The 15,064-nt window shown below is 72.6% G+C and carries 12 protein-coding genes; 11 read left to right on the forward strand and 1 reads right to left on the reverse strand.

Annotated elements, in window-relative coordinates; translation table 11 throughout:
* Positions 1-1,140, forward strand: a complete 1,140-nt coding sequence (locus HII36_RS58705; RefSeq protein WP_173524850.1) for an acyl-CoA dehydrogenase family protein — start codon at positions 1-3, stop codon at positions 1,138-1,140.
* Positions 1,141-1,214: 74 nt separating this feature from the next.
* Here HII36_RS58705 and HII36_RS20565 read toward each other — a convergent pair whose 3' ends face one another.
* Positions 1,215-1,772 (reverse strand): CGNR zinc finger domain-containing protein, encoded by a 558-nt coding sequence (locus tag HII36_RS20565; protein ID WP_173524851.1) that lies wholly within the window; start codon positions 1,770-1,772, stop codon positions 1,215-1,217.
* A gap of 199 nt (positions 1,773-1,971) precedes the next feature.
* Here HII36_RS20565 and HII36_RS20570 point away from each other — a divergent pair, with 199 nt between their 5' ends.
* The 10 genes from HII36_RS20570 to HII36_RS20615 all read left to right on the forward strand — a co-directional run bounded on the left by HII36_RS20570 (position 1,972) and on the right by HII36_RS20615 (position 15,063).
* Positions 1,972-3,375 carry an MFS transporter gene (locus tag HII36_RS20570; RefSeq protein ID WP_173524852.1) on the forward strand — a complete coding sequence of 468 codons (1,404 nt, stop codon included), beginning with the start codon at positions 1,972-1,974 and terminating at the stop codon, positions 3,373-3,375.
* A 173-nt stretch (positions 3,376-3,548) separates the two neighbouring features.
* On the forward strand, positions 3,549-4,571 hold the full coding sequence (locus tag HII36_RS20575; RefSeq protein ID WP_173524853.1) for a ketoacyl-ACP synthase III family protein: 1,023 nt from the start codon (positions 3,549-3,551) through the stop codon (positions 4,569-4,571).
* Positions 4,572-4,607: 36 nt separating this feature from the next.
* Positions 4,608-5,699, forward strand: a complete 1,092-nt coding sequence (locus tag HII36_RS20580; RefSeq protein ID WP_173524854.1) for a 3-deoxy-7-phosphoheptulonate synthase — start codon at positions 4,608-4,610, stop codon at positions 5,697-5,699.
* Positions 5,700-5,724: 25 nt separating this feature from the next.
* Positions 5,725-8,028, forward strand: coding sequence for a non-ribosomal peptide synthetase (locus HII36_RS20585; protein ID WP_173524855.1), 2,304 nt, complete (start codon positions 5,725-5,727; stop codon positions 8,026-8,028).
* A gap of 11 nt (positions 8,029-8,039) precedes the next feature.
* Entirely contained in the window at positions 8,040-9,215 is a 1,176-nt protein-coding gene (locus HII36_RS20590; protein WP_173524856.1) for a 3-hydroxybenzoate 6-monooxygenase, read from the forward strand.
* A 105-nt stretch (positions 9,216-9,320) separates the two neighbouring features.
* Positions 9,321-10,661, forward strand: coding sequence for a salicylate synthase (locus HII36_RS20595; protein ID WP_173524857.1), 1,341 nt, complete (start codon positions 9,321-9,323; stop codon positions 10,659-10,661).
* The gene (locus tag HII36_RS20600) at positions 10,658-11,701 is read left to right on the forward strand and encodes a ketoacyl-ACP synthase III family protein (protein ID WP_173524858.1); all 1,044 of its coding nucleotides are present in this window, start codon (positions 10,658-10,660) and stop codon (positions 11,699-11,701) included. Before HII36_RS20595 ends, HII36_RS20600 begins: the two co-directional genes overlap by 4 nt.
* Entirely contained in the window at positions 11,698-13,353 is a 1,656-nt protein-coding gene (locus HII36_RS20605; protein WP_328807799.1) for a (2,3-dihydroxybenzoyl)adenylate synthase, read from the forward strand. The genes HII36_RS20600 and HII36_RS20605 overlap by 4 nt, the downstream gene beginning before the upstream one ends.
* Positions 13,354-13,360: 7 nt before the next feature.
* Positions 13,361-13,597, forward strand: coding sequence for a phosphopantetheine-binding protein (locus HII36_RS20610; protein ID WP_173524859.1), 237 nt, complete (start codon positions 13,361-13,363; stop codon positions 13,595-13,597).
* Positions 13,594-15,063, forward strand: a complete 1,470-nt coding sequence (locus tag HII36_RS20615) for an amidohydrolase family protein (protein ID WP_173524860.1) — start codon at positions 13,594-13,596, stop codon at positions 15,061-15,063. Before HII36_RS20610 ends, HII36_RS20615 begins: the two co-directional genes overlap by 4 nt.
* The last annotated feature ends 1 nt before the right edge of the window (position 15,064 follow it).

A 15,064-nucleotide genomic window follows, 5' to 3' on the forward strand; every position in this document is an offset into this window, starting at 1 on the left:
GTGGACTTCGACTTCACCACCGCACAGAACGCCCTGGCCAAGCAGGTCAGGAGATTCGCCGCCGAGCGGGTCGCGCCCTTCAGGCGCGACGCCGACGTGCGCGGCTCCTACCGTCCCGGGCTGCTGGCCGACCTGGCCGACGAGGGACTGTTCGCGCTGCGCCTGCCCGAGGCGTACGGCGGCAGGAACCTGGACGCGGTCAGCGCCGGCATCGTCCTGGAGGAACTGGCCGCGGCCGACCTGTCGGTGTGCTTCCCGGTGCTCAACGCCGCGCTGGTGGGCGGCGTGCTGGCGGCCAACGGCAGCCCCGAGCAACTGGCGCGGTGGCTGCCGCCGATCGCCAGGGGCGAGGCCGTGCTGGCGCTCGGCCTGACCGAACCGGGACACGGCACCGACGCCGGCAACATCGAGATGACGGCCAGGCCCGACGGCGACGGATGGATCCTGACCGGCGAGAAGACGTCGATCATGTCCGCCGCCTACGCCACGCACTGCCTGCTGTTCGCCAGGACCGGCGAGGCGGGGCCGCACGGCATCACCGCGTTCTACGTCCCGCTGGAGGAGGTGCGCCGCCAGCGCCTGGACGACCTGGGCTGCCGCGCCGGCGGCCGGGGCCGGCTGGTCTTCGAGGGCCTGCGCGCCGGGCCCGAGCACGTGGTCGGCGGCGTCGGCCGCGGGTTCGCCCAGGTGATGCGCGGCTTCGGCGTCTCCAGGGCGCTGATCGCGCTGATGGCCATCGCGGTCGGCCGGGCGGCGCTGGACGAGGCGTTCGCGCACGCCGGCTCCAGGCAGGCCTTCGGCCAGCCCATCGGCCGGTTCCAGTCGGTGTCGTTCCCGCTGGTGGAGCACGCGACGATGCTGCACGCGGCGCGGCTGGTGTCGTTCGAGGCGCTGTGGCGCGCCGACGCGGGCCTGGACCCGCGCGAGTCGGCCAACATGGCCAAGTGGTGGGCGCCCAGGGCCGCGATGGAGGCCGCGCACCAGGCGCTGCTCACGCTCGGGCACCTCGGCTGGTCGGAGGACGGCCCCGTGGCCCAGCGGCTGCGCGACGTCATCGGGCTGCAGCTCGCCGACGGCACCGCCGCCGCGACCAAGCTTGTGGTCGCCCGCCGCCTGCTCGGCAGGGAGAACGCCCCGTGACCTTTTCGCCGTGCGCGCTCGACCGGGCCGTCCGCCCCAGAAGGGACGACCCGGCCTGCTGGCCTGATCCGGGCTCAGCCGCGCTTCCTGGACTCCCGGTAGGCGCGCATCTTCGACCGGGTGCCGCAGATCTCCATCGAGCACCAGCGGCCGGTGCGGTTGCGGGAGCGGTCGTAGAAGGCCCACTCGCAGGCGTGCTCGTGGCAGGCCTTGAGCCGCTGCCACGACCCCTCGATCACCGACTCGGTCACCGCGGCGAGCACGGTGGCGAACGCGCCGCGCACGCCGTGCTGCGCCGGGCCGAGGCCGATCGCGCCGCTGCCGTCGAACTCCACGACGAGCGGGCAGCCGCGGGCGACGTGCTCGACGGTGCCGCGCGCCGCCGGGTCGGCGTCGCCGCCGTTGTGCTCGCGCAGCAGGGCGCGCAGCGCCTCGCGCAGAATGACGGCCTCACGCCGGTCGAGCTCGCCGGGCGCCGGCACGTCGAAGCCGTGGCGGCGCAGCCAGCCGCCGAAGCCTTCGACGGTGGCGAACTCGTCGGGGCCGAACTCGACGTTGAGGCTATTCACGAAGGACTGCACGAGCGCGAGCCGGCCGGGCGCGATGGCCCTGTTCCCCGGTTGTCCCTTCATACAGACCACATTACCGCCAAAACCATTTCGCCGGTAGTCCTCTCGGAGAACGGATCCAGGCCGCCGGTGCACCTTCGCCTCAGGGAGAGGAGGCACGGCATCCGGGCCCACGAATACCTCCTGACCCCTAACACGTCCCACAGCTAGGCCGAGCGGCCTGGCTGCCATCCAGCCTGGTCTATCCAGAAAGGAAAGGCACATGTCGGAAAACACAGTCCGGCGCCCGCCGCTGGGGCTGCTCTGCACGGCCCAGTTCATGCTGGTGCTCGACTTCGCGATCGTGAACGTGGCCCTGCCGTCCATGCAGCGCGACCTGGGCTTCACCGACGCCGCCCTGCAGTGGGTCGTCGGCGCGTACGCGCTGTTCTACGGCGGCTTCCTGCTGCTCGGCGGGCGGCTCGGCGACCTGGTCGGCCGCAAGCGCATGTTCGTCGGCGGCCTGGCCGTCTTCACCGCCGCCTCGCTGGTGGGCGGCTTCGCCACCGAGCCGATCGTGCTCGTGCTCTCGCGTGCCCTGCAGGGCCTGTCGGCGGCCGCGGTCTCGCCCGCGGTGCTCGCGCTGATCGCCGGCGGCTTCACCGAGCCCAAGGCGCGGGCCAAGGCCATGGGCATCTTCGGCGCCGTCGCGTCGGCCGGCTTCACCGGCGGCGTCCTGTTCGGCGGCATCCTCACCGAGTACCTGGGCTGGCGCTCGGTCATGTGGGTGAACGTCCCGGTCGGCATCCTGCTGGTGCTGGCCGCGATCAAGGCGCTGAACGCCGACCACGCCCAGGCCCGCGGCGGACGGGTGGACGTCCCCGGCGCGATCCTGGTCACCGGCGGCATGAGCGCCATCATCTACGCGCTGACCGTGGCCGCCGAGACCGGCTGGGGCGCGCCCGGCGTGCTGTGGCCGCTCATCGGCGGCGGCGTCGCGCTGATCGCGTTCCTGGTGCTGCAGTCGCGGCTGTCCGCGCCGCTGGTGCCCCTGTCCATCTTCGCCAACCGCGGGGTGACGACGGGCAACGCGATCGCGTTCCTGTCCGGCGGCGTCATGTCGATCTCGACGTTCTTCATGAGCGTCTACATGCAGCAGGTGCTCGGCTTCTCGGCCATCCAGACCGGTCTCGCGTTCTTCCCGCAGGCGCTCATCGTGGTGCTGGCCAGCAAGAACGTGGCCATGACGACCGGTTCCAAGGGCGCTCGCCCGGTGCTGCTCGGCGGCGCGGTGGTGCTGACGGCCGGCTCGCTGCTGCTGACCGGCATCCCGGTGGACGGCTCGTTCTGGGCCGACATCCTGCCGGGCGGCCTGCTGCTCGGCCTCGGTGTCACGGTCATGATGATCAGCACCGCGGTGGCGGGCACGCATGGTGTGCCGATCCAGCGCATGGGCCTGGCCTCCGGGCTCTACAACTCCAGCAGGCAGCTCGGCGTCGGCCTGTGGCTGGCGGTCGGTGTCACGGCCTCCGGTCTCGCGGGCAACGTCGGCATCCAGGCGTACCACACCGCGTTCTGGCTGTCGGCCGGGCTGTCGGTGCTGATCGCCGTGCTGGCCGTGTTCGTGCCCACGACCAGGGCCGCGGCTCCCGCCGCCCCGGCGCGTGAGGCGGTCGCCAGCAAGTAACCCCACCCCCAGAAAGGGCCCGTCCGCGCGGACGGGCCCTTTCTGTTTGACTCGATGGTTACCGTCGTTCTTACTTTGCCGGTTAAGAAGTAGCGCTAATCGCTGGGGCATTGTCCAAGGTTCGTTACCTTCGTAGCGTGTTAGACAGTAACGAGCTGAAAGGACTACCACTGATGCGATTCGATGACATCTGGATCGCCGGGACCGGCGGCGTGATCGGCGACCTGGTGCCGGTGAAGCGGGCCATCGCCGATGGCGCGTACTCCGAGCAGGTCGCCCAGAGCACCGGTGTGGTCTCGGTCTCCCAAGCGACGGCCGCACCGCCCGAGATGGCCGTGACCGCCGGGCGGCAGGCCGTCAAGGAGGCCGCCGAGTACGGCGTGGAGATCGTTCCCGACACCTACTACCTGCACAGTCACAGCCACTACCAGGGCCTGGACATGTGGCCCGCGGCCTGCTGGATCGCCAAGGAGCTGATCGGGACCCGGCTGCAGGGCATGCCGGCGACCGTCCAGGCGGCCTCCAACGGCTCCCTGGCCAGCCTGGAGATCGCGGCGACCGCGCTGAGCGCCCGGCCCGAGCTGCCGAACGCGCTCATCACCATCGCCGACAGGTTCGCGCCGCCCACCGACCGCTGGTACCTGTCTCCCGGCATGGTGTTCGGCGACGGCGGCGCGTCGGTGGTGGTCACCAGGGGCGGCGGCCGGCTGCGGCTGCTGTCGCTGGTGTCGTTCACCGACACCTCCTTGGAAGGACTCGCGCGCGGCAACGAGCCGTTCGGCACCGAGCCGGAGCCGCGGCCGGACATGCGCAAGCGCACCAGGGAGTTCCTGGCCAGTGGCGAGGTGTCGCTGCGCGACGTGCGCGCCCGCTCGGCGGCCGGCGTGACCACCGTGGTCGCCAGGGTGCTGGCCGACGCCGGGCTGGAGATGTCGCAGATCGACTGGTACGCCGCCCCCTTCGTGGGCCGCGCGCTCTACCGCGACAGCTTCGTGCGGCCGCTGGCCGAGACCCCCGCCAACGACCTGTCGGAGCTCGGCCTGACCATCGGCCACCTCGGCCCGGCCGACGCGCTCTACAGCCTGAGCCACCTGGTCAAGGAAGGACTGCTGGCGCCGGGGGGCAAGGTGCTCCTGCTCGGCACCGGCATGGGATTCACGTTCTCCGCGGCCGTGCTCGCGGCCGACGCGGCCTGACCTCTTTACACATTTCTCCCGGAAGGAACAACTCCCATGCACACTGTTCAGGCCATCGTCCCCCGTGTCCAGGTCGTCGAGCCGCTGCCGTCGCCCGCCGAGCTGCGTACCGAGATCCCGCTGTCGGCCCGCGCCGAAGACGTGGTCATGAGCGGCCGCCGGGACATCGCCCGCGTGCTGCGCGGCCAGGACGACCGCCTCGTCGCGGTCGTCGGCCCCTGCTCCGTGCACGACCCCGTGGCCGCGCTGGCCTACGCCGAGCGGCTGGCCGAGCTGGCCCAGCAGGTGTCGGGCGAGATCGTCGTCGCGATGCGCGTCTACGTGGAGAAGCCCCGCACCCGACTCGGCTGGAAGGGCCTGGTCAGCGACCCGTGGCTGGACGGCACCAACGACCTGGCCAACGGCCTGCGCCTGTCCAGGGGCCTCATGTCGGAGATCGCCGGGATGGGCCTGCCCATCGCCTGCGAATTCCTCGACCCGGCCGTGCCCGGCTACCTGTCCGACCTGGTCTCCTGGGCCGCCATCGGCGCCCGCACGGTCGAGAGCCAGATCCACCGGCAGTTCACCAGCGGCCTGGGCATGCCCGTCGGACTGAAGAACGGCACCGCCGGCGACGTGGACAACGCCATCGACGCGATCGTCGCCTCCGCCAGCGGCCACGTCTTCCCCGGCATCGACGAGCACGGCTCCGCCGCGGTCCTGGCCACCAGCGGCAACCCCGACTGCCACCTCGTCCTGCGGGGCGGCGCCGACGGCCCGAACTACGGTCCCGTGCACGTGGCCAGGGCGCTGGAGCGGCTCGGCAAGGCCGGGCTGCCGCGCACCCTGTTCGTCGACGCCAGCCACGCCAACAGCGGCAAGAAGCACGAGCGCCAGCCGATCGTGGTCGGCGAGATCGCCGAGCGGATCGCCCTGGGCGAGAGCGGCATCTCCGGTCTGATGATCGAGAGCTTCCTCACCGCCGGCCGCCAGGACCTGGTCCTCGGCCGCAGCGAATGCCTCACCTTCGGCCAGAGCGTCACCGACGCCTGCGTCGACTGGGAGCAGACCGTCCGCATGATCGACGACCTCGCGCAGTCCGTCACCGCCAGGCGGCGGCTCGCCGAGATCCCGGCGCTCGTGGCCTGACCCAACGGACTCAAGGAGAGAACCCATGGACACCACCACCCTGCCTCTGGCACACCCCGTCGGGGACGACCGCTCCGGGCCCGTGCACCGCCGCGCGGTGCCCATGCCGCAGCGCGGCCAGAACCCCGACAGGTTCGCCGCCGCGGCGCTGGCCGCGCTGATCCACCGCTACACCGGCGAGGGCGACGTGGTCATCGCCGCCCCGGCCGGCGTGATCAAGCTGCGGGTCAGCGGCGCCAGCCCCGCCTGGGACGTGCTGGCCGCCGTCACCGCCGCCGCGCCCGAGCCGTACACCGGGCAGTCCTGCCACGCCGCCGTCGCCAAGTCGGCCGAGGAGCCGCCCGTCGCCCCGCTGACCCTGGTGGTCGGCAGGGACGGGCTGGAACTGGTCATGGCCGCGGCCGAGTTCGACGCCGAGGCGAGCGACCAGTACGCCGCCCACCTGAGCAGGATCCTGCACGCCATCGCCACCGACCCGACCACCCCGGTACGCGACATGGCGCTGCTCACCCCCGAGGAGACCAGGCGCGTCCTGACCGACTGGAACCAGACCGACGAGACCGTCCCGCCCGCCTTCTTCCACGAGATCATCGCCGGCATCGCGGCGGAGACCCCCGACAAGATCGCGGTCGCCTGGGACGGCGGCGAGCTCACCTTCGGCGAGTTCGACGCCCAGGCCAACCGCCTGGCCCGCCGCCTGACCGCGATCGGGGTCAGGCCCCGCGCCACGATCGGCGTGTGCTTCCCGCGCGGCCCGGAGAGCCTGATCGCCCAGCTCGCCTGCTTCAAGCTGGCCGCCGCGGCGATCCTGCTCGACCCGGACTTCCCCGCCGACCGCGTCCGCTTCATGATCGGCGACGCCGGCGCGGCGGTCACGCTGACCATGCGCGCCCACGAGGACAAGGTGGCCGGCATCGCGCCGGTGCTCACCCTCGACGGCGACGACTGGCAGAGCGAGTCCGCCGACCCGGTCGCCGAGCCCGTCACCGAGGACGACCTCATCCACATCTGCTACACCTCGGGCTCCACCGGCGCCCCGAAGGCCGTCCTGGTCAGGCACGGCGCGGCACGCAACTTGATCTACAGCATGCGCACGCTGTGCGAGGTGACCCCGGACTCGCGCGGCACCTGGATGGCCGCCCCCGGCTATGGGATGGTCGAGGTCGAGTGCTTCTCGGTGCTCAGCGCCGGCGCCGCCGTGCACATCCCCGAGCCGTCGGTCGTCACCTCGGCCGAGTGGCTGCGCGACTGGTTCGTCACCAACCGCATCACCCACGCGCTGCTGATGAAGGCGATGGCCGAGCGGCTGTGGACGCTGGAGTGGCCCGCCCACACCGCGCTGCGCAACATCAGGATCTGCGGCGAGCGGGTGCAGACCTGGCCCTCGGCCGACCTGCCCTTCCACGTGCTCAACCTGTACGGCTCGGCCGAGGCGACCGTGGTGGCCATGTGCGACCTGACCGAGCTGGGCGAGAGCCTGGGCCCCGAGGGTCGCGCCCGCAGGACGCCGCCGATCGGCCGGCCCACGCCCAACGTCAAGACGTACGTGCTCGGCGAGGACCTGCGGCCGCTGCCGCCCGGCGTGATCGGCGAGCTGTGCGTGGCCGGAGACAGCCTGTCGGCCGGCTACCTGGGCCGCCCCGAGGCCACCGCGGAGAAGTGGATCGACAACCCGATCGACCCGGAGCGTCACCCCGTGCTGTACCGCTCGGGCGACCTGGCCCGCTACTGGGCCGACGGCAGCATCGAGATCGTCGGCCGCACCGACGGCCAGGTCAAGGTGCGCGGCAACCGGGTGCACCTGGGCGAGATCGAGGTGGTCCTGTCGGACTTCCCCGGCGTGCGCCAGTCGACCGTGCTGGCCAGGAAGGACGCGCACGGCGACACCAGGCTGGTGGCCTACGTCGAGCCGGAGGCCGGCCAGACGCCGCAGGTCAGGGAGATCCGCAGGGAGCTCGCCCGCCGGCTGCCGTCCTTCATGGTGCCCACGGCGTACGTGGTCGGGACGTTCCCGATGACCACCAACGGCAAGATCGACCACAAGGCGCTGCCCGAGCCGCCCAAGTCGCGGCCCGACGTCGACACCCCCTACCAGGAGCCGCGCACCGAGGTGGAGCGCGAGCTGCGCCGGCTGTGGGCAGAGACGCTGGACCTGGAGGGCATCGGCATCCTCGACAACTTCTTCGAGCTGGGCGGCGACTCGATCCGCGCGGCCACGCTGACCGGGCTGATCGGTGAGCTGTTCGACGTCGAGGTGGGCATCGACGAGCTGTTCGAAGAGGCCAGCATCGAGCAGATGGCCGCCGCGATCGCGGCGGCCCGGGGCTGAGGGCGGCGGAGATGGCCGACATCATCGTCGCGGGCGGCGGCATCGGAGGACTGGCCGCCGCCCTGGCCCTGGCGCGCGGGCGCCACCGGGTCACCGTGCTCGAACGCTCCGACACCTTCGCCGAGATCGGCGCGGGCATCCAGCTGGCGCCCAACGCCTTCCACGCGCTCGACCGGCTGGGCGTCGGCGCCGAGGTCCGCGACCGGGCCGTGTTCATCGACGAGCTGCGCTTCATGGACGGCACCAGCGGCGACCAGGTGGCCGTGATGCCGCTGAGCGGGGCCTACCGCTCGCGCTTCGGCAACCCGTACGTGGTGGTGCACCGCGGCGACCTGTACGCGCCGCTGCTGGCGGCCTGCCGGGCCGCGCCCAACGTCGAGCTGCTGCCCGGGCGCACGATCGCCGGCTACGAGCAGGACGGCGACCGGGCCACCGCGATCACCGCGCGGGGGGAGCGGTTCACCGGCGCGGCGCTCATCGGCGCCGACGGGATCCGCTCCACCGTCCGCGCCCAGCTCGTCGGCGACGGCCGGCCGCGGGTCTCCGGCCACACGATCTACCGCTCGGTCATCCCGATGGAGCAGGTGCCGGAAGACCTGCGCTGGAACACGGTCACGCTGTGGGCCGGGCCGCGCTGGCACTTCGTGCACTACCCGATCGGCGGCGGGTCCATGCTGAACCTGGCCGCCACCAGGGACGACGGCGCGCGGTCCGAGGTGGTCGGCGAGCCGGTCGACAAGGCGCACGTGCTCGGCGAGTTCCCCTCGCTGAGCGAGACCGCGCGCCGGCTGCTCGACCTGGGGGAGCGGTGGCGCAGCTGGGTGCTGTGCGACCGCGACCCGGTGCGCGACTGGACCGACGGCCGCGTGGCGTTGCTGGGCGACGCGGCCCACCCGATGCTGCAGTACGCGGCCCAGGGCGCCTGCATGGCCCTGGAGGACGCCGTGGTGCTGGGCAGAATGCTCGACTGCGCCGAGGACGCGATCCCCCGGCGCCTGGCGGACTACAACGCCGAGCGCGGCGAGCGCACGGCCAAGGCGCAGCTGGTCGCCCGCGAGCTGGGCACCAGGCTCTACCACCCGGCGGGCGAGGCCGCCCGCGCCAGGAACGCGATGTTGTCCGCGCTCAGCCCGGACGACCTGTACGACGAGGTCGCCTGGCTGCACGGCACCGCCGTCGCCGCCTGAAGCAGCCGGCCTCCGTTCGAGAAGCAACCCTAATCGCCGGGCCATTGTCCCAACTTGTTACCGACGTAAGACTTTAGATAGTAACCACTGAGGGGAGAACAGCAAATGATCACCACAGGTTCGCGGCACTATTTCGAGACCAGAGTCCCGCTGAACGAGGACCCCGTGCAGGTCGCGGCCCGCCTGGCCGCCTCCGGCCCGTACGCCGACCACGTCGTCTACGAAAGCGACGGCACCTGGGCCTACGCCGCCGGCCGCCGCGCCGAGCTCACCTTGGACCGCACCGGCGCCCGGCTGAGCCAGGAAGGCGCCGACGACGTGGTCCTGCCCTGGGACGGCCGCCCGCTGCGCCAGGTGGCCCGCCTGCTCGACACCGTGAAGGTGCCCGCCTGGCGGGCCTACGGCTGGGCCACCTTCGAACTGTCCTACGCCGACGACGGCGACCCCCGCCACGTCGGCGACAACCGGCTGCTGCACCTGGTGGTGCCGGCCGCCGAGGTCCGCATCGCGCACGGCCGCGCCCACCTGCGCGCCGCCGACCAGGCCACGCTCAGCGCGCTGCTCGACGTGATCGCCGCCTCGGGCGGCGCGCCCGCCGCCGAGCCCAAGCCGCTCGACGTGCGCAACCAGGGCGAGGACGACTACCGCTCCATCGTCCAGTTCGCCGTCGACGAGATCAACTCCGGGCAGCTGCACAAGGTCATCCTGTCGCGTGTCGTCCAGGTCGACGAAGAGGTCGACCTGGTCGGCACCTACCTGGCCGGCCGCCGCGGCAACAACCCGGCCCGCTCGTTCCTGCTCGACCTGGGCGGCATCGAGGCCGTCGGGTTCAGCCCCGAGATCGTCGTCAAGGTCGACGCCGGCGGCCGCGTCATCAGCCAGCCGCTGGCCGGCACCCGCGCGCTCACCGCCGACCTGCTCACCAACGAGCGGCTGCGCGCCGACCTGCTCGGCTCGGCCAAGGAGGTCTACGAGCACGCGATCTCCGTCAAGGTCGGCACCGACGAACTGGTGGACGTGTGCGTACCGGGCTCGATCGAGGTGCCGGAGTTCATGGCCATCCGCGAGCGCGGCAGCGTCCAGCACCTGGCCTCCAAGGTGGCGGGCAAGCTCGCCCCCGGCTACGGCCCCTGGGACGCCTTCGGCGCCGTCTTCCCCGCCGTCACCGCCTCGGGCGTGCCGAAGGACGCCGCCTACAGCGCGATCAGGCGGCACGAGGCCGAGCCGCGCGGGCTCTACAGCGGCGCGGTGCTGACCGTCGACCACACCGGCGAGATGGACGCGGCCCTGGTGCTGCGCAGCGCCTACCGCGTCGGCGGCAGGACCTGGCTGCGCGCCGGCGCCGGGATCGTCGGCCAGTCGACGCCCGAGCGCGAGTTCGAGGAGACCTGCGAGAAGCTCGAGAGCGTGGCGCACTACCTGGTCCCCGCCGGGAGCGCCCGATGAGATTCGACAGCGTCTACCTGGCCGGGCTCGGCACGTACCTGCCGCCTGTGGTGACCGCCGAGCACGCGGTCGCGCAGGACTGGTACGACCGGTCCGACCTGGAGACCTCCGGAATGGCGGCCGTGATGGTCGCCGGCGACCTGCCCGCGCCCGAGATGGCGGCGCGGGCGGCCGGGGTCGCCCTGGCCAGGGCCGGGCACGACCCGGCCGACTTCGGGGCCCTGCTGCACAGCGACAGCTTCCACCAGGGCCCCGACGGCTGGTCGGCCCCCCACTACGTGCTGAAGAACACGCTCAACCGGCCGATCACCGCGCTGGAGGTCCGCCAGGGCTGCCTGGGCATGATCGCCGGCCTGGAACTGGCCGCGCACCGGCTCATCGCCGACCCGGCCAAGGACGCGGTGCTGCTCACCGCCGCCGACAACTTCTCCACCCCGATGGTGGACCGCTGGCGGGCCTCGCGGATGTTCCTGCTCGCCGACGGCGCGGCCGCCGCGGTCGTCTCCAGGCGCGGCGGCATCGCCAGGGTGCTGGCCGTCGGGTCGGTCTCCGACCCGTCCATGGAGGAACTGCACCGCGGCGGCGAGGAGTTGTTCCCGCCCGGCATCACGGTCGGGCGGGGGCTGAACTTCGAGGAGCGCAGCGACCACTGGCGCACCCTGTGGGCGCAGGGCATCGCACCCCCGATGGGCCACTTCGGCGACTGCGTCGCCGAGGCGGCCGACCGGACGCTGGCCGAGGCCGGCACGTCCATGGACAAGATCGTCAAGGTCTGCCACACCGCGTTCGCCCGCGGCGCGCTGGCCGGCATGTTCCTCGACCCGCTCGGCATCGACGCCGACCGCAGCATGTGGGAGTTCACCCGGACGGTCGGCCATGCCGGCGCCGGCGACCTGTTCATCCAGCTGGAGCACCTGTGGACCACCGGCGCCGTCACCACCGGAGACCAGATCCTGCTCATCGGCAGCGCCCCCGGCATGGAGGCCGGCTGCGCCGTCGTCGAGATCACCGCACCCTACGAGCCCGACGGGGAGGAATGATGTTGCCGGGATGCACACCGTGGCCCGCGCCGATCGCGGCCGGCTACCGGCGTGAGGGCCTGTGGCTCGGGGAGAGCCTCGGCGACCTGCTGAAGACCTGGGCCGGCGAACACGGCACGCGGACCGCGCTGGTCAAGGGCGAGCTGCGGCTGTCCTACCGCGACCTGGACGCCCGCGTCGACCGCATGGCCGCCGGATTCCTCAGCCGGGGCATCGGCCCAGGCGACCGGGTCGTGCTGCAGCTGCCGAACGTGCCCGAGTTCGTGATCGTGGCCTTCGCCCTGTTCCGGATCGGCGCCAAGCCGGTGTTCTCGCTGGCCTCGCACCGCGCCAACGAGATCAGGCACCTGCTGGAGCTGTCCGGCGCGGTCGCCTACGTCGTGCCCGGCACCTACCGCGGGTTCGACCACGTGGCGCTGGCCCGGGACATGCTGGCCGAGTCGCCGGCGCTGCGCCTGATCTTCACGCTCGGCGCGGCCGGGCCGGACCCCGCGGTCGTGCCGCTCGCCGAGGTGGACGCCGAGCCCGCGCCGCTGCCCCCGGCCGACCCGTCCGACGTGGCCTTCTTCCTGCTCTCCGGCGGCACCACCGCGCTGCCCAAACTGATCCCGAGGACCCATGACGACTACGCCTACCAACTCAGGGCCGTGGCCGAGGTGTGCGGGCTCACCGCCGCCGACGTCTACCTGGCCGCGCTGCCGGTGGAGTTCAACTTCACCTGGGGCTGCCCCGGCGTCCTCGGCACGCTGTCGACCGGCGGCCGGGTCGTGCTCGCCGACGACCCCACCCCCGACGACTGCTTCACCGCCATCGAGCGCGAACGCGTCACGTTCACCTCGGTCGTGCCCACCGTCGCCCAGCTCTGGCTGGAGGCCATGGAGTGGGGCCCGGCGGACCTGTCCAGCCTGCGCACGATCCAGATCGGCGGCGCCAGGCTCCAGCCGGAGCTGGCCGCCAGGATCGAGCCGGAGCTCGGCTGCCGCCTGCAGCAGGTGTTCGGCATGGCCGAGGGGCTGCTGTCGATGACCCGCGACGACGACGACCCGCAGGCCGTCGTCCACACCCAGGGCCGGCCGATCTCACCGGCCGACGAGGTGCGCATCGTCGACGAGAACGGCGACGACGTGCCCGCCGGGGTGGCCGGTGAACTGCTCACCCGCGGCCCGTACACGCTGCGCGGCTACTACCGGGCCGAGGAGCACAACCGGCGGGCCTTCACCGGCGACGGCTTCTACCGCACCGGCGACGTGGCCAGCCTGACCCCGGAGGGCCGCCTGGTCATCGAGGGCCGGCTGAAGGACGTCATCATCCGCGGCGGCGACAAGATCTCCGCCGGCGAGGTGGAGGGCCACCTGCTCGCCCACCCGCACGTCGCCAGGGCTGCCGTGGTCCCGGTGCCCGACGACTTCCTCGGGGAGCGGATCTACGCCTTCCTCGTCGCACCCGAGTCCGGCGCGGCCGGCGAGCGCCCCGGGCTGCCCGAGCTGAAGCAGGCGCTGCACCAGCGCGGGCTGGCCGAGTTCAAGCTGCCCGACCGCGTGGAGTACGTCGCGGGCTTCCCGCTCACGCCGCTCGGCAAGGTCGACAAGAAGGTGCTGGCCGCGGCGGCCAGAGACCGTAGCGCGCCCAGGGACTGGGCCGAGAAGGGATGAACCAGACATGCAGACCACAGCCAACGCGAGCGCGCTGCGCGAGACCGTCGCCGCACTCATCGGCGCCGCCCCCGAGGACATCGCCGGCGACGCCAACCTCGTCTACCTGGGCGTCGGCTCACTGGAGATGATGCGCCTGGTGACCAGGTACCGCAGACAGGGCGTCACGCTCGACTTCGCCGTCCTGGCCGCCGAGCCGACCCTCGACGCGTGGGAAAGACACCTGAGGGAGGCCGTGAGATGAGCGCGCTGCTGATCAAGGGCGGCTGCCTGTACCCGGCCGACCCCGGCGCCAGCGTCATCCCCGACGGCTCCGTGCTCGTCGCCGGCGACAAGATCGTCGCCGCCGGGCCGACCTCCGCCGTCGAGCCGCTCAGCCAGGGCGCGCGGGTGATCGACGCCCGCGGCAAGATGATCCTGCCGGGCTTCGTCAACGCCCACTGGCACGAGCTGTTCGCCATGCGGCTGCCGTTCAAGGGCACGCTGCGGCCCCCGCACGACCGCGACGACCGGCCCGCTTTCATGGCGCTGGGCGGCGACCTCGGGCAGATCTCGGCCGTCTTCGACTCCTTCCACGACAAGATCGACCAGCTCTCGCCGGACGAGGCCGAGGCCATCGCCCGCTACTCGATGTGGACCCAGCTGCGCACCGGCGTCACCACGCTGGGCGACGTCGGCTCGTTCAACCGCCCCGAGGCGCTCGCCTCGGCCGCCCGCCACCTGGGCATGCGCTGCATGGTCAGCACCTGGGCGAGCGACGCGGTGTGCGTGCCGGGCGAGGGCGTCTTCCGCCGTACCCGCGACGCCGACACGGTGCTGCAGCGCATCGAGGGCGTGCTGCGCGCGGCCACCGCGGACGGCGAGCTGGTGCGCGCCAGGCCGACCGCCGTCTACGGCACCAACATGACCGACGAGCTCGGCGCCGGCCTGGCCGCCCTGTCCGCCAGGTTCGACGTGCCGTTCGCCACCCACGTCGGCGCGCTGCGCCACGAGAGCGAGGCGATGCTCGCCTGCTACGGCGCCACCCCGGTACGCCGCTTCGCCGACCTCGGCCTGCTGTCGGAGCGGTTCATGGCGGTGCACTGCGCGTTCGTCGACGAGGAGGAGCGCAAGCTGCTCGTCGAGGCCGGCGCGCACATCAGCCACTCGCCCGCCAAGTACGGCGGCGCCGGCGAGTCGACGATGACCGAGACCCGGGCCATCCCCGAGTTCCGCCGGGCGGGGCTGGACGTGTCGCTGTCCACCGACGGCGCCGCGCTGCCCGTCGGCGGCATGGCGGAGAACATGAAGATCGCCTGGCAGCTCTACAACGAGATGTACGCCGACCCGACCGAGCTGGCCCCCACCGAGGCGCTGGCCATGGCCACCAGGATCGCCGCCCGCGGACTGGACTGGGACGACCGGATCGGCACCGTCGAGGCCGGCAAGCAGGCCGACCTGGTGCTGATCCCCGCCGACGACTGGCGCTACCTGATCAACCCGCGCCCGCTGGAGAGCTTCCTCGCGCTCGGCGGCTCCGCCGACGTGGACACCGTCCTGGTGGCCGGTCGGGTGCTGGTCGAGGGCGGCCGGGCCACCTGCGCGGACGAGGCGGCGCTGGAGTCGGACTACCTGGAGGCGCTGGCCTCCTTCTCGGTGCGCTGCCTGGGCATCGACCCCGAGGTGGCCGCCAGGGCGACGAGCGGGAAAACCGTCAAGGGCGGAGGTTGAG

This window comes from Nonomuraea antri (assembly GCF_013283785.1).
Lineage (GTDB): Bacteria > Actinomycetota > Actinomycetes > Streptosporangiales > Streptosporangiaceae > Nonomuraea > Nonomuraea antri.

Coding starts and splice junctions, on each gene's coding strand:
- HII36_RS20565 (WP_173524851.1), bottom strand. CDS start 1,772: ATGAAGGGACAACCGGGGAACAGGGCCATCGCGCCCGGCCGGCTCGCG.
- HII36_RS20570 (WP_173524852.1), top strand. CDS start 1,972: ATGTCGGAAAACACAGTCCGGCGCCCGCCGCTGGGGCTGCTCTGCACG.
- HII36_RS20575 (WP_173524853.1), top strand. CDS start 3,549: ATGCGATTCGATGACATCTGGATCGCCGGGACCGGCGGCGTGATCGGC.
- HII36_RS20580 (WP_173524854.1), top strand. CDS start 4,608: ATGCACACTGTTCAGGCCATCGTCCCCCGTGTCCAGGTCGTCGAGCCG.
- HII36_RS20585 (WP_173524855.1), top strand. CDS start 5,725: ATGGACACCACCACCCTGCCTCTGGCACACCCCGTCGGGGACGACCGC.
- HII36_RS20590 (WP_173524856.1), top strand. CDS start 8,040: ATGGCCGACATCATCGTCGCGGGCGGCGGCATCGGAGGACTGGCCGCC.
- HII36_RS20595 (WP_173524857.1), top strand. CDS start 9,321: ATGATCACCACAGGTTCGCGGCACTATTTCGAGACCAGAGTCCCGCTG.
- HII36_RS20600 (WP_173524858.1), top strand. CDS start 10,658: ATGAGATTCGACAGCGTCTACCTGGCCGGGCTCGGCACGTACCTGCCG.
- HII36_RS20605 (WP_328807799.1), top strand. CDS start 11,698: ATGATGTTGCCGGGATGCACACCGTGGCCCGCGCCGATCGCGGCCGGC.
- HII36_RS20610 (WP_173524859.1), top strand. CDS start 13,361: ATGCAGACCACAGCCAACGCGAGCGCGCTGCGCGAGACCGTCGCCGCA.
- HII36_RS20615 (WP_173524860.1), top strand. CDS start 13,594: ATGAGCGCGCTGCTGATCAAGGGCGGCTGCCTGTACCCGGCCGACCCC.